Below are 12,891 nucleotides of genomic sequence, written 5' to 3'. Positions count from 1 at the left end.
ACTTTTCAGCCCCGCTCCTATCACTCCGCTTGGATTGCTTGAGTTCGGATGAATTGTTTACATATTATTTATTACGTTAACACAAGCCTTTCTAAGCACACAAAAAAAGACGCCCGATAACGGACGTCCCGCAAACGCTCTTGGATCAAGCGCTCGCTCTTCTAAGCAGAAAATACGAAGAAGCGGCAAATATCAGCGTTAAGGGAAACAGCCAAATCGCTAATTGTAGAGCCGTATGTCCGGCTATCCAGCTGAAAATCGCCCCCCACCATCCGTTGGCGGTACAGAATAAAGCCAATATCGTAAGGATTAGGAAAAGAACCACCATCAGGATGAACGTACCTTTTCCTCCGAACTTGCGCTGAAAGCTCCCGATTACAAAACCGGCAAATAAATTGTAGAGAAGCAGGCTGAAATAAATCATGAACTGCGCCAAAATCGATCCGTCGGTCACATAAGGCAAATGAAAGAAATGCAGATTGGTTCCCCAATTGCCGGTTCCTACCTCCAGCAGGGATAACAACAGAATCAGCAGAGCGGTCAGCACGGACACACCCGTAAACATGAGCAGAGTACCATTATAATAGTCGGTACGCCGTACACTGAATCCAAGTGCAAACGGAAACGTCTGCGCGGCGGTGAAAATGCCTCCGATAAACAAACAGACAAAGATGGAAGCCATGCCCCCGGTATAGATTTCAACGCCTCCCGTAAGCCGGCTCACGATGTAATTAACGAGAAAATTCCCCAGTAGGATCCCGCCGAAAACGTACAGCCATAACACCTTATTCCGATAATGTATACTCATAATTCCGGACAAACGCTGCAAACTCATAACCCCTTCACCGCCTTTTCATTCAAATTGGTCTTCGTCAGGTAAATGATCAACTGCTGCAGGGACACCGGTGCAATTTCGAGTCCCATATCTGCGGCCAGCAGCTTTGCCCTGGATTCGGAATCCCCCATAATCGTGACGGAAAGCATAGACCCGAACGGTTCCCGGTGGATTACTTCCTTTCCTTTAACAAAAGATTCAACGCCGGCAGCCGGACCGACCACGGTATAAGCCATTCCGCGCAGTTCTTCCGTTTCGGCGTCCAGGATCAGTTTGCCGCTGTCAATGACAATGACGTGCTCCAACAGCCGGCTTACCTCGTCGATCAGATGTGTGGATAAAATGATCGTACGCGGATACCTCGTGTAGTCCTCGATTAACCGGTCGTAGAAAAGACTCCGTGCCACCGCATCCAAGCCTAGATAAGGCTCGTCGAAAATAGTAAGCGGCGAGCGGCTGGCAAGCCCGACTACAACGCCGACCGAGGAAAGCATGCCTCTGGACAGTTTTTTGAGGTTCCGCTTAAGCGGGAGCCCGAAGTCCCGGATCAACGCCTCCGCGTAATCGCCGTCCCAATTCGGAAAAATAGCTGCCGCTACTTTTAACACATCCGCTACCCGGAAGTTATCGGGGTATTTCTGGCTTTCTTTGATAAAACAGATCTGTTTCATCACGTCGTAATTTTCATAAGGAGGCTGTCCAAAAACCTTCACTTCCCCGCTAGTAGGAAACATTTGCGCGGTAACCATTTGCATGACTGTCGTTTTGCCCGCTCCGTTTCTTCCAAGCAAACCGTAAATTTTGTCCGGTTCTATGGAAAAACTGATTCCGTCGACCGCTTTAACCTCATTGTACGTTTTCGTAAGCCCGTTGACTTCCACTACAACTTCTTTCATCCGTTTCTATCCCCTTTCCGGATCATCTCGATCAGATGCTCGGTTGTAATACCGAGTTTCTCTGCTTCTTGAACCATCGAAACGACGAATTGCTCATAAAATTGAGTTTTCCGCTTTTCCATCAATCCTTGTCGTGCTCCCTCAGCAACGAACATGCCGATCCCCCGCTTCTTGTATAAAATTCCTTGGTCCACCAGCAAGTTAACGCCTTTGGCCGCCGTGGCCGGATTAATCTGGTAGAACGATGCGAATTGATTAGTTGAGGGAACCTGGGTTTCCTCTGGCAGCCGCTGCTCAATGATGTCATTTTCGATCTTTTCCGCGATTTGCATAAATATAGGACGGCTGTCATCAATTCTGAACGACACTTTTATCACCACTCTCATATTTCAAACTTTGTTGGTTAGTTACTCATGTAATTAACCATACAAGAGAAAAGGTGCCCCGTCAATAGGCACCTGTTATTTTCGCAAATAAAATACATAATATTTATTATGTAAACTAATTAAAACGCCATTTAAAAATCCAATCAATCAGACGCAAAAAAACCGCCCGAAGGCGGCTTATAAACGGTTATTCTCCGAGGTCTACGTTGTGATAAACCTGCTGAACATCTTCCAGGTCTTCCAGGACATCAATCAATTTTTCAAACTGAGCCTGCGCGTCTTCGGGCAGTTCCAGATCGTTTTGCGCGAGCATCGTTAATTCCGCTACGGTGAATTCGGTGATTCCCGCGTTTTTGAACGCTTCTTGTACCGCATGGAACTGGTCGGATTCCGCATAAACAATGACGGTATCCTCTTCCTCAATGATATCGCGGACATCCAAATCCGCTTCCATCAACAGTTCCAGCACTTCATCGGAAGTCTTGCCCTGCACGCCGAAAACAGCCGTAGGATCGAACATATAAGTAACCGATCCGCTGACGCCCATGCTGCCTCCGTTTTTGTTAAAAGCGGAACGTACTTCCGAAGCGGTCCGGTTTACGTTGTTGGTCAGCGCATCGACAATCACCATGGAGCCGTTAGGCCCGAACCCTTCGTAACGAAGCGTGTCGTAGCTTTCTTCTCCTCCGCCTTTCGCCTTTTCGATCGCGCGGTCGATAATGGCTTTCGGCACCATGTATGTTTTTGCACGCTCAAGAACGACCTTCAGAGCACGGTTGGATTCCGGATCTGGCTCGCCCTGCTTGGCAGCCACGTAAATCTCGCGGCCGAATTTCGCGTAAATCCGGCTGGTGCTTGCGTCTTTCGACGCTTTTTTCTCTTTTATATTGTTCCACTTACGGCCCATTAATGATCCCACTCACTTTCAGAAAGGTATTTACCGAGGATGGCAACGTCGGAAGCCGATCTTCCGCCCTAGTAAGTGCTGCCTCTATTATAACGTGTATATTATATATCTAATGTGACCTCTTGAACAAGTTCGAATCCTTTCAAAATCGTCTGCAGCCCGCTCCGCCGCTGTGTTGAAAACATAAAAACCCGCCGAAACAGCGGGTTTTCTCTTGCGCTACAAAATCGGGGAAACCAGACGGGCTACCGATTCCTGGATACGGTTCACGAGAGACCGAGCTTTGTACATATCGGGCGTAAACTGCGAGCAGTACATCATGTCCTCTTCGAAAATAAGCCTCTGCCGCGTAGCGGTCCGGGTGTCAAACAGGAAAGCATTGACTTCAAAGTTCAGCTTAAAGCTGCGCATATCGAGATTGGCCGTCCCGACCGAAGCGACTTTGCCGTCGATCACGATGGTTTTGGCATGGAGGAATCCTTTCTCGTACAAATACCCTTTCACGCCCAGCTCAAGCAGTTCTCCCAGATACGATTTGGTGGCCCAGTAAACCATCTTGTGATCGGGAATCGACGGAATCATGATTCGGATATCCACGCCCGACAGCGCGGCCATTTTCAACGCGGTCAGAAGACTCTCGTCCGGCACGAAATACGGCGTTTGGATAAAAATGCTTTCTTTGGCCGCATAAATCATTTTCAAATATCCGTTACGGATTTGTTCCAGCTCATTATCGGGACCGCTTGATACGATCTGAATGCCTACCGATCCCGGATGCTTAATCAAAGGATAGTAGCGCGATACCGCCTTGAGATAGTGAGAAGACGCCAAGTTCCAGTCCATAAAAAACTGGGCCTGCATTTGCAGAACGGCGCTGCCCGTTACCTTCAGGTGCGTATCGCGCCAGTCGCCGAACCGCTCGTTGATGCCGAGGTACTCGTCGCCGATATTAAATCCGCCGATATAGCCGGTCATGCCGTCAATGATCGCCAGCTTCCGGTGATTCCGGTAATTGACGCGGAAATTCAGGTACGGAATACGGGACGGGAAGAAAATCGCCACTTCTCCGCCCGCGTCCAGGAGCGGTTTGTAAAACTGACGGGGCAGCCAAGAGCTGCCGATATCGTCGAATAGAAAGCGGACCTCGACGCCTTCCTTCGCTTTCTCCGCAAGCGCTTCGATTATTCTGCGCCCGAGCCGGTCGTCTTTGACGATGTAGTACATCAGGTGAACGTGGCTCTGCGCCTCCTTAATCGAGGCCAGCAGAGAGGCGAATTTGTCGTTGCCGTCCGTAAAAATCTCGACTTCGTTATCCTGGGTATAAACCGCGGAACTGCTGGTCAAGTTCATATAAATGAGATCCTGATAATCGGCCATAACCGGATCCTTGTATCTCACCTGGCTTTCACGGAAGCCTCTGCGCTGGGATTCGATCAGATTGTCGATATCTTTCTGATTAAATTCCTTCAGCTTGTAAATTTTGCGCCGGCTCATGTTCTGACCGAAGATCAAGTAAAGGATAAATCCTATCCCCGGCAAAAAAATCAGAACCATCACCCAGGCCCACGTAACGCTGGCGTTCCTCTTCTCCATAAACACGACAGCCAGAGCAAACAAAAAGTTCAATAGAGGAACAAAAGAATAAAGCTTCATCAGGATGTCCAAAGATGCGTACCTCCATTTAACTAAGGGATCGGGGAATATTTGGGATGCCCGTCCCTTTCCTGATCATACATCATTTCGGATGAAATCGAAAAGTTTATCCCGCTTTCTTTTCGAATAAATTGTCGTTTTCGGAGGATTTTTGACGTTCGTCCCTGTAAACATGCTAAAATAACATGTCGAAGATCACCATTTTTGTAGAAAGGTGCGGAACGCTATGCGAACAGAAGATCAGGTCCAAAGAAAGTTAACGGAGTTAAATAAACAGAAGCAATCGGTGCAGGAACGACTGAACAGCGACCCGGAGAACGATTTCCTGAAAGCGCAGCTAGAGAAACTGGAAGACATGACACTTATGCTGGAATGGGTGCTTAACGCGCCGACAGGCAGCTATCATAGTTAATCCCGTTAACTAAAAAAAGAACGGGCGTATGCTGCGCCTGTTCTTTTAAGGGTATCGCCAACATTCTAACGAAAGGAAAATAAGAAGATGAGTAAACCTGTAATGAACGTAGCGTTGGTATGCGGACCTGACTGCGATATGGAAGTCCAAGCGATCCGAAGCACTCTGGAGTATTTTGGTGCAAGAGTTTTTACATATTGGGTTGGCAGACCGAATGATCTAGTTGATCTCCTATCCGGTAAGGACCTGTACCCGAATACGGATTTGATCATTCTATCCTTCCATGGCGATGAAGGCGAATTTATCATGCCGGAGCTAGGTGAAAATGTCTATGAACCGGGAGAACCCAAGGGTAACTTTGGGCCGGAGGAAATCAGACGATTTGCTAAGCTGGCAGGGAAAACCGTAATCGGCACCGGATGCTCAGTGGGAAAACTAGAGACGGCACAAGCATTTCTCGACAGTGGTTGCGAAGTCTATATCGGGCCGAATGATTATCCGGATGGAAACGACGCACTCATGCTTGTTTTGAGGCTTTTCTACGACCTCATTCAGAACAAACGAAGCGTCAAGGAAGCCTTCCAAAACGCCAAGTCTCTGGACGCGGAGATGGATATGTATCAGCTGTATGAGAATGGACAGCAATCCAGTAGAAAATGAGACGTGCGTGTAAATAAATAGCTTGGCTTAAGTTCCTTCCGATTTGGAAGAAACCTTAAGATTGCAGACAAAACTCCCTCGCCGAACGAACAGCGAGGGAGTTTTGTTAAATGATTCGATGAATACGGCGAAAATAGTTTTCCGCGCCACTGTTTCCGCTTGGGTGAGAATCGAATGAGTTATGGAACAATTTCAAAAACAGTACCTTGGTTAAAATCAGCAACCTTCGTAGAGCCATAAACCCCTAAATAGAGTCTGGATTGATTCAGATTCGCACCCAAACTAACATAATAAGCGGATTGAGTCCCAAAATTATATTCGGTTTCAATGATACTGAAATCATGTAGATGACAATCCGTTCTTACCGTGGTATAAGCTAAAACCCCTCTAACCGGAAGTTGAGACTCTTTAGCCCGAGCTAGATCGGTAAACACAACGTTTCCCGTTAAAGCGGGGATTTCATTTCCCATATAGGGCTGGACTCCTGTAAGGGCAGTTGCTCCAAACTTGCCGGGTCGGGGATCTTTATGAAAATAACTCGTTAAAGGCTGAAGACGCCGCACGGAAGTTTTTACGGCTTCATCGAAATAAGCAATTGTTTTCTCATCCAACGCCGAATTTGCAGAACAGCCTGTTACTATCGAAGTAGGAAAAGCGCCTTCCCACCCTCGCCAGCCAAAGTTAATAAATCCTTCTTGGTCAGATTCGGATTTCATTAAAAAATCTTGAACAAGCTGAGTAACCGGTATCGGTTTATAATGAATAAATGAAAAAATCGACTCTACGAGATCCTGTCCCACAATTCCCGCGTATTTGATATACTGATCATTAAACCTTTGAAATGAAAGGCCTGGTATATTACGGACTCCTTTGGCAATGACCGTAAGCGTTTCCTGAATAGGTATGGGCAGCTCATTAAAACGTGTAACTACGGGCGGATTGACGATAGATGTATGCTTAACGATATCCATTTCAATTATTTTACCCGCGATTTCCATATCATCTTGACTTAAATTAAAGGGATCATAGCCTGATCCGCCATCTCCGGTTGTCAAAACAAGTTTTCCTGTTTCAGGTGAAAAGTTTAAGCTATTGACACCGTTGTGATTTAAAAACGGTCTTCTTAAGTTAAGTAATGTCCGGCGTTTTTGAGGTTGACCATTCGATTGTAGAATCCATTCTTCAACGGTATCAATATGATCGTATTGAATTTCTCTGTTTATCCACTTTAAGTTTAAGGTTTTAGGATCACACGGGTTAGGCTTAAAGGATTCAAAAGCACCCGGAAGAGCACCCGGCCCCTGGGTTCCCGCTACGGAATAATGGAGATAAAACAGGCCGTTATAATAAAATTCGGGATGAAATGCCAACCCTACCAATCCCCGTTCATCATAACCGCCACTAGAGACACCCAGTTTTATGATTCGTGAGCGAATGTCTAAAAAAGTCTTTATAACCCCGTTCCCTATGTAAAAGATCTCTCCTACCTGGGTTGCAATAAATAATCGTTCAATGGAGTCACCCGGAAGGATAGTTGTTTTCAAAACAGTCGGTAAGTTTATCTTGCTTACAAGGGGACGTAAACTAGCCTTCACTTTTATCAAATAACTGTACGCTCCTTCTTCGTGTGTTTTCTAAAAGAATATGATTAGATGAGTTCTGTTAGTACCAAGTAAGCTTTGGGCCTAGGCTTCGGGCGACACACCTTCCAGTAGGATAAAAAAGCTTCCGGAACATTTCCGGAAGCCGCTAACCGTTTCAAGCTTTACAAGCTGTATAAGTCCGTACGATTTTACATAAAAATCTCTTTTCTTAATTTCCTGCGCGAATGCCGTAAAATCAACTCCGCATCAAATAGCTCGTGAACCAGGAAACAGACGGAGCCGCTGCACGTAAGCTGATATTCTTTTACGGGAAAAAGATCCGCTTTGAGCTTAACCGGGTGGAAACAGACGTCAGCGCTTCGATTGTTCTCATAGCCCGCGTACAGGATTTCCCGCTTCGTTTCCAGACTGTCAATCAGCTTCTCCAGTTGAAGCTCCTCGTAATTCATCCCGTCCAGCGTACCTTCCGGAAGCGCCTCAAGATGAGCGTAAATCGCCTTATGAAGAATGGTCTCTTCCCTATATCGGTAAGAACTGACTCTGCGCAGCAGCGGGCTTGTCTGTCCGAAGACGGCGCGAGGCTTTTTATGTAAGCTTTTAGAGGGAATCAGCACCTGTTCGACGACTTCCTCGCTCAATTGTTCTTGAAGGATGATTTCCAGCATTTTAATGGATGAGCCTTCCGAATGCATAAGCAGGTCAAACAAATACCGCTCGTTGCCCCACATCGACCACTCTTTCTCCACTCGCCCCCGTCCTCCTTTTTTACTATTACGGTCTCCGTGAATAATAGTAAACGATTTCCAGTCTTTCAGGTAGGTTATCAAATGTCTTGTGAAGGGGTAAATTTGCAGCGAATCGGTAAGACATACAAAAAAAAGAGCCGTTCACCCGAAGGTGTAGGCTCTTTGGCTGATTCAAGGCTAGCGGCGGCCGGTTATTGTCCTTTGCTGATATAGAACGTAACGCGGTCGCCTTTGTTCGCCGGCTGATTAGGCGGTGGTTCCTGCCTGAATACGGTGCCGCTCTCGGCCGGATTCGGTTCGATGAAGTAAGAATACCGCATTCCAGCCGCTTTCACCGCCTGCTCCGCGGCTTCCTGGGTCATTCCGATCAGGTTCGGAATCTGGCCCGGCACCGCATCGGTTGGCGGCGTGGGCGTCGGTGTAGGCTCCGGTGTCGACGTGTTAACCGACGGCGTAGGCGTAGGCGCCGGCGTGGCAGTCGCCGTATTGCCTGCCGTACCGCCGCTGCCCGGACCTTTGTTGGGTCCGCCCGGCAGCAGCATATACATAAAGACAGCGATGCCGAGCAGGACTACGGCAGCGATCCCCAAGGTCCAGATGGTCCGTCTGAGCGGCATCCGCTCCCGAGTGTCGGCTTCTTCCGCTTCCGGCTCCTTAGCCCTAGGGGGCTTATCCGTCCGCCGCACCCGCTCCGGCGCAGGTTCTTCTTCTTCCCGGTACTGGATGCGCGGCGGTGCGCTCTCCCGTACCGGTTCCGCCGGAGCGGCCGGCGGGATGAACGCCTTAGGCGGAGCCTCCGGCGATTTGTCCAGCGCGATGATTTCCCGCAGGCTGAATATAAAAGAAGACAGCGAAACTTCTTCGCGGAAAACGCGGCGCGACAAAGCAAGCAGCGCCTCTTTCTGTCCGGACGTCAGACCGGTCAGGGCCGGCACCACATTCTCCTGGTACTGGTCGAACGTCGCCGGTCCTTGCTTCGAATGCGTGCTGATTTGATAGAGCAGCGTGCATAAACCGAGCGAGCCGCGCGAAATCAGTTTGCCGGGAGACCAGTAATTCATCACTTTCAGACGGTTATCCTCCGTCAGCCACATATTCTCGGCCGTTACCGAGAAGCCGGAGATTCCCTCTTCCATCGCTTCCTGCATGCCTTTGCCCAAATCGAAAACAGCGGAGACAATTTCTATGCCCCGCATACGGTGGCGTCCCAGTTGAGCGGGAAGCGGTGTTCCTTTCTGTGCGGTCAATACCGTATAGACGTGATTTTCGGCAAGCCCCGCATTTAAAATATGAAAAAAACGTTCGTCCGAAAACTGCGCGGCCTGACCGAGCACACGCAAGTAATCGGATGATGAAGCGTCCCCTGATTTTTCTACCATGAGCAGAAATACATCCCGGTGCAAAGACAGGTCTTTCCCTGCATACATGACGCCATCCGCCAAAGGATGAATCGGTTCGGTTAATACGTACCGCTCTCCAATGCGCTGTTCCATTCTAACAGTCCTCCCGTCCGTGCGATCCTCTACGATTCTCCAATCGTTCTCTTTCTATAGTATACCATTCGGAGCTCATTCATGTTTTGTGCGCGAAAACAAGCGTCTCTCGTGTCATTATGAAGGAAATCGAAGAAAATAGCAAAAATCCTCCCCGCTTCTTCCAGTTTTGAAAAAATGTTTTATAATGGGGAAAGGCCTTTCCGGTAAAGGCTGGAAACTAGACAGAGAGAACCGTAAAGGAAAGGGTGATGAGAAATGAACAGACCGCTTACCCGGCGTCTGGACCGGCGATTTGTGACCGTATCTCAGATAAGCGCGCTGCTGACCAACGGCATTTTGCTGCTGGCTTCGCTGGCTTACCTGACTGCAGCGCAGAGCCGTGACTGGCTCCTATTGCCCGGCTGGATTGCCGTTGCCGTTTTCGCCGTATCGCTTGTATTGTTCACGTTCGTGATTCCGCAGGCGAGATTCCGGCTCTATGCGTTCGAAGTGACCGAAGAAGAACTGGAAATCCGCAGCGGCTGGATCTGGATTACGAATATTCTGGTACCGATGGTACGTGTCCAGCATGTCGAGCTGGAGCGCGGGCCGCTTCAGAGACATTACGGGATCGCCGAACTGAAAATCGTGACAGCCGCCACGACCCATCGGATCAGAGGGCTCAGCGAGGACGACGCGGAAGCTTTAAAACACCGGCTGGGCGTGCTCGCAAGGGCGGTGGACGAAGATGAATGAGCCGCGCAAGCTGCATAAGTCTTATATTCTTTTCCCCGTCTTGAAGGGGCTTCAAACTCTGGTTCCGATTTTTATGCTTTTGGCGATACGGGAAGGAGAATGGCGATGGATTCCCTTTCTGATCCTGCTCGGCGTCAGCGCGCTGTTCGCGGGGTTCGGAGCGGTCGGCTGGCGCACGTTTCGCTACCGGCTGGAAGAAGATCGTCTGATCATTCAAAAAGGTCTTATTTTTCACGAGGAAAAAATGTTGTATTATCACAGAATCCATTCGATGAATACGGAACAGCCTTTTGTGCAGCGGCTGCTCGGCGTCGTGCAGCTCAAGTTCGAAATGCCCGGCGGCAAAAATGAGGCGGATGGCGTTCTGCCCGCCGTATCGGCCCAAGAAGCCGCAAGGATTATCCGGGAGATTAACGCTTTCCTCTCCTCGTCCGGTTATTCTCCCGTTGCCGCAGAGAATAGTGAAGGAAACGGTAGCACGGAGAAGGCAATGGAGACGGATGCAGTGCCTGCCGTAACAAAAAGCCGCCTACCGCATACCGCTTCTGCGGAAAAGACGGGCGTGTATGCTTACCGGGCAACGGCCGGCACGTTGATTCTTGCCGCGTTCTCCACGCTGAACATCGGGTTGATCGCGGCCTGCGTGGCCGGTGTCTCGTCTCTTGCCGACAACGTGCTTCCGGGCAATGTGTATGCACGGCTCTGGAACGCGCGTAACGAGCTGCACGGGGGCTGGGTGGTCTACGTCCTGCTGGGCCTGGGCGGTTTGGCGGCGGCATGGCTGCTGGCGGGACTTTTGTATCTGCTCAAATACGCGGGCTTTACCGTCCGGGCCGAGGCGGGTACGCTCACCGTTTCCTACGGGCTGCTGGAAAAAAAGAAGCACACTTTCCAGGAATCGCGCGTACAGGCGGTGCTGATTAAAGAAGGGCTGGTGCGGCAGCTTCTCGGACGGGCGCAAATCGAGCTGCGGGTCGTTTCTTCATCCAAAGGAGAAAAAATCATGCTCATGCCGCTGGTGTCCGCCAAACGGATTCCGCAGCTTCTGCCGCAGCTGCTCCCGCGTTTTAGCCTGCCGGATATCGAGAGCCGTCCGCCGGCTAGAGCGCTGCTGTACTACAGCCGCACCGACGGTGTCGTAGTGGCCGTACTTGCGGCAGCCGCCGTCTATTTCTGGGGGCCGTTCGCCCTCTGGGGACTGCTGCTGCTTCCGCTGGATTTCCTGTGGTCTTACTCCCGTTTCAGAAGCTCGGGAATGACTCTGCAGGGAAACCAGCTTACCGTTCGCGGCCGGATGATCGCAAGGTCGACTTGGCTCGTGCGGCGCCCGCAAATATTGAGCTTGCGGATGAAAGGCACCCGCACTCAGCGGCGCAAGCAGCTCCTGAGCCTCTCCGCTTCGATTATGGGAGACACGGGCTCAGCCGAATGCGAAGTCTCCTTTATCGAAGAGCGGGATGCGCAGCGGGTGTGGTCCTGGTACAGCAGAAGCGCGGATCATGCGCAGGCCAAGAACTGACTCCGCGCCAGTGCCGGAGCCGGACGACTCGGTAAAAATCAAAATGTAAAGCGTCGCTCACATCCGCCGGAATATGGAACGGATTGACCGGTTTCAGGGGATTACTCAAAAAGAGTAACCCCCTTCTTCGTTGTCCGATTCCTATCCGCTGCCGCCGATCCACCACCCAAGCGGGCCGTTTAGGTTCATCATTTCCTCGCGTCTGCCCCTGCAAGTAATGACGGCATTGGTCCTTTCCGGCACTGAAAGGAGCTCAAGATCGCCAACGGGAGGAATCTTCCGGTGCTCCGAACACGCACGCCGACTTTCTCGTTTTTCGCATCTGTTTTTTTACGTAATGGAACTTTTGTTCCCCATCCCGTAAAAAGCGCATTTCGTTATCCGCAGGTTCCTTCTTTCTCGCTTTAAGATGATTCCACCGGTATCCAGCAATTTACTTCCGGCCCTTGCCGTTTCATCCTTCCTCCGTTGCTTTAAGGAGAAGGAGCGGACAAATCCTTGATTTGGCTGACATTCCTCACATTCGAAAGGAGATAAACGATCATGAAAACCATGTATACGACTTCCGCAACTGCGCAAGGTGGACGCAAAGGACGGGTGGCTACCCCGGACGGCAAACTGGATTTACAGCTCAGTATGCCCAAAGAAATGGGCGGTGACGGTGGCGAAGGAACGAATCCCGAACAATTGTTCGCTTCCGGCTATTCGGCTTGCTTTTTGAGCGCGGTAGAACTGGTCGCTAAGAAAAAAGGCATCTCCACGGAAAACGCGAAGCTGACGGCAGAGGTTTCGATCGGCAAAAACGAGGACGGCAGCCTGCAATTGTCGGCTAAACTCCAGCTATCCGTTCCCGGGGCGGACAAATCTCAGGTTGAAAAGCTGCTTGAAGAAGCTCATCAGGTTTGCCCGTATTCCCGTGCCACACGCGGAAATATTGAGGTAGATCTTCAAGCGGTTTAATTCTTCCAATCCCTACCTGGATAAAGTGGATTGCCGCCCCGCTCATAGGCTACAATAGAAAAGACGGATATTTTCGTCCATT

Annotated in this window: 13 protein-coding genes; 5 read left to right on the top strand and 8 right to left on the bottom strand. The window is 49.9% G+C overall.

Annotation, left to right across the window (positions count from 1 at the left end; translation table 11 throughout):
• Window positions 1-145: 145 nt before the first annotated feature.
• The 5 genes from KVT34_RS05205 to cls form a co-directional block, all read right to left on the bottom strand.
• Window positions 146-835 carry a hypothetical protein gene (locus KVT34_RS05205; RefSeq protein WP_217557158.1) on the bottom strand — a complete coding sequence of 230 codons (690 nt, stop codon included), beginning with the start codon at window positions 833-835 and terminating at the stop codon, window positions 146-148.
• Window positions 832-1,731, bottom strand: coding sequence for an ABC transporter ATP-binding protein (locus KVT34_RS05200; protein ID WP_217557156.1), 900 nt, complete (start codon window positions 1,729-1,731; stop codon window positions 832-834). Before KVT34_RS05200 ends, KVT34_RS05205 begins: the two co-directional genes overlap by 4 nt.
• Window positions 1,728-2,117: a GntR family transcriptional regulator gene (locus KVT34_RS05195; RefSeq protein WP_217557154.1), complete on the bottom strand. Its 390-nt coding sequence runs from the start codon at window positions 2,115-2,117 to the stop codon at window positions 1,728-1,730. The genes KVT34_RS05200 and KVT34_RS05195 overlap by 4 nt, the downstream gene beginning before the upstream one ends.
• Before the next feature lie 187 nt (window positions 2,118-2,304).
• On the bottom strand, window positions 2,305-3,024 hold the full coding sequence (locus tag KVT34_RS05190) for a YebC/PmpR family DNA-binding transcriptional regulator (protein ID WP_217557152.1): 720 nt from the start codon (window positions 3,022-3,024) through the stop codon (window positions 2,305-2,307).
• Between the two features lie 219 nt (window positions 3,025-3,243).
• Complete coding sequence (cls, locus tag KVT34_RS05185; RefSeq protein WP_217557150.1) at window positions 3,244-4,689, bottom strand: cardiolipin synthase; 1,446 nt, start codon at window positions 4,687-4,689, stop codon at window positions 3,244-3,246.
• A 214-nt stretch (window positions 4,690-4,903) separates the two neighbouring features.
• Between cls and KVT34_RS05180 the strand changes: the two genes are divergently transcribed.
• Both KVT34_RS05180 and KVT34_RS05175 read left to right on the top strand, forming a co-directional pair.
• Entirely contained in the window at window positions 4,904-5,089 is a 186-nt protein-coding gene (locus KVT34_RS05180) for a hypothetical protein (RefSeq protein ID WP_217557148.1), read from the top strand.
• A gap of 87 nt (window positions 5,090-5,176) precedes the next feature.
• Window positions 5,177-5,749: a delta-aminolevulinic acid dehydratase gene (locus tag KVT34_RS05175; RefSeq protein ID WP_217557146.1), complete on the top strand. Its 573-nt coding sequence runs from the start codon at window positions 5,177-5,179 to the stop codon at window positions 5,747-5,749.
• A gap of 179 nt (window positions 5,750-5,928) precedes the next feature.
• Here KVT34_RS05175 and KVT34_RS05170 read toward each other — a convergent pair whose 3' ends face one another.
• The 3 genes from KVT34_RS05170 to KVT34_RS05160 form a co-directional block, all read right to left on the bottom strand.
• Window positions 5,929-7,353 carry a PQQ-dependent sugar dehydrogenase gene (locus tag KVT34_RS05170; RefSeq protein ID WP_217557144.1) on the bottom strand — a complete coding sequence of 475 codons (1,425 nt, stop codon included), beginning with the start codon at window positions 7,351-7,353 and terminating at the stop codon, window positions 5,929-5,931.
• Between the two features lie 188 nt (window positions 7,354-7,541).
• The gene (locus KVT34_RS05165) at window positions 7,542-8,099 is read right to left on the bottom strand and encodes a hypothetical protein (protein WP_217557143.1); all 558 of its coding nucleotides are present in this window, start codon (window positions 8,097-8,099) and stop codon (window positions 7,542-7,544) included.
• 191 nt (window positions 8,100-8,290) lie between these two features.
• Window positions 8,291-9,592, bottom strand: coding sequence for a Stk1 family PASTA domain-containing Ser/Thr kinase (locus tag KVT34_RS05160; RefSeq protein ID WP_217557140.1), 1,302 nt, complete (start codon window positions 9,590-9,592; stop codon window positions 8,291-8,293).
• A 258-nt stretch (window positions 9,593-9,850) separates the two neighbouring features.
• On the opposite strand from KVT34_RS05160, the gene KVT34_RS05155 reads away from it, so the two are divergent.
• From KVT34_RS05155 to KVT34_RS05145, 3 genes are all read left to right on the top strand, one after another.
• The gene (locus KVT34_RS05155) at window positions 9,851-10,330 is read left to right on the top strand and encodes a PH domain-containing protein (RefSeq protein WP_217557139.1); all 480 of its coding nucleotides are present in this window, start codon (window positions 9,851-9,853) and stop codon (window positions 10,328-10,330) included.
• Window positions 10,323-11,849: a PH domain-containing protein gene (locus KVT34_RS05150; protein ID WP_217557136.1), complete on the top strand. Its 1,527-nt coding sequence runs from the start codon at window positions 10,323-10,325 to the stop codon at window positions 11,847-11,849. The genes KVT34_RS05155 and KVT34_RS05150 overlap by 8 nt, the downstream gene beginning before the upstream one ends.
• Window positions 11,850-12,392: 543 nt before the next feature.
• Window positions 12,393-12,809, top strand: coding sequence for an organic hydroperoxide resistance protein (locus KVT34_RS05145; protein ID WP_217557135.1), 417 nt, complete (start codon window positions 12,393-12,395; stop codon window positions 12,807-12,809).
• Window positions 12,810-12,891 lie beyond the last annotated feature (82 nt).

Origin of the sequence: Paenibacillus sp. GbtcB18 (genome assembly GCF_019091125.1) — a bacterium.
GTDB classification, from domain to species: domain Bacteria; phylum Bacillota; class Bacilli; order Paenibacillales; family NBRC-103111; genus Paenibacillus_F; species Paenibacillus_F chitinolyticus.
This window is presented reverse-complemented; position numbering and strand designations above follow the sequence as displayed.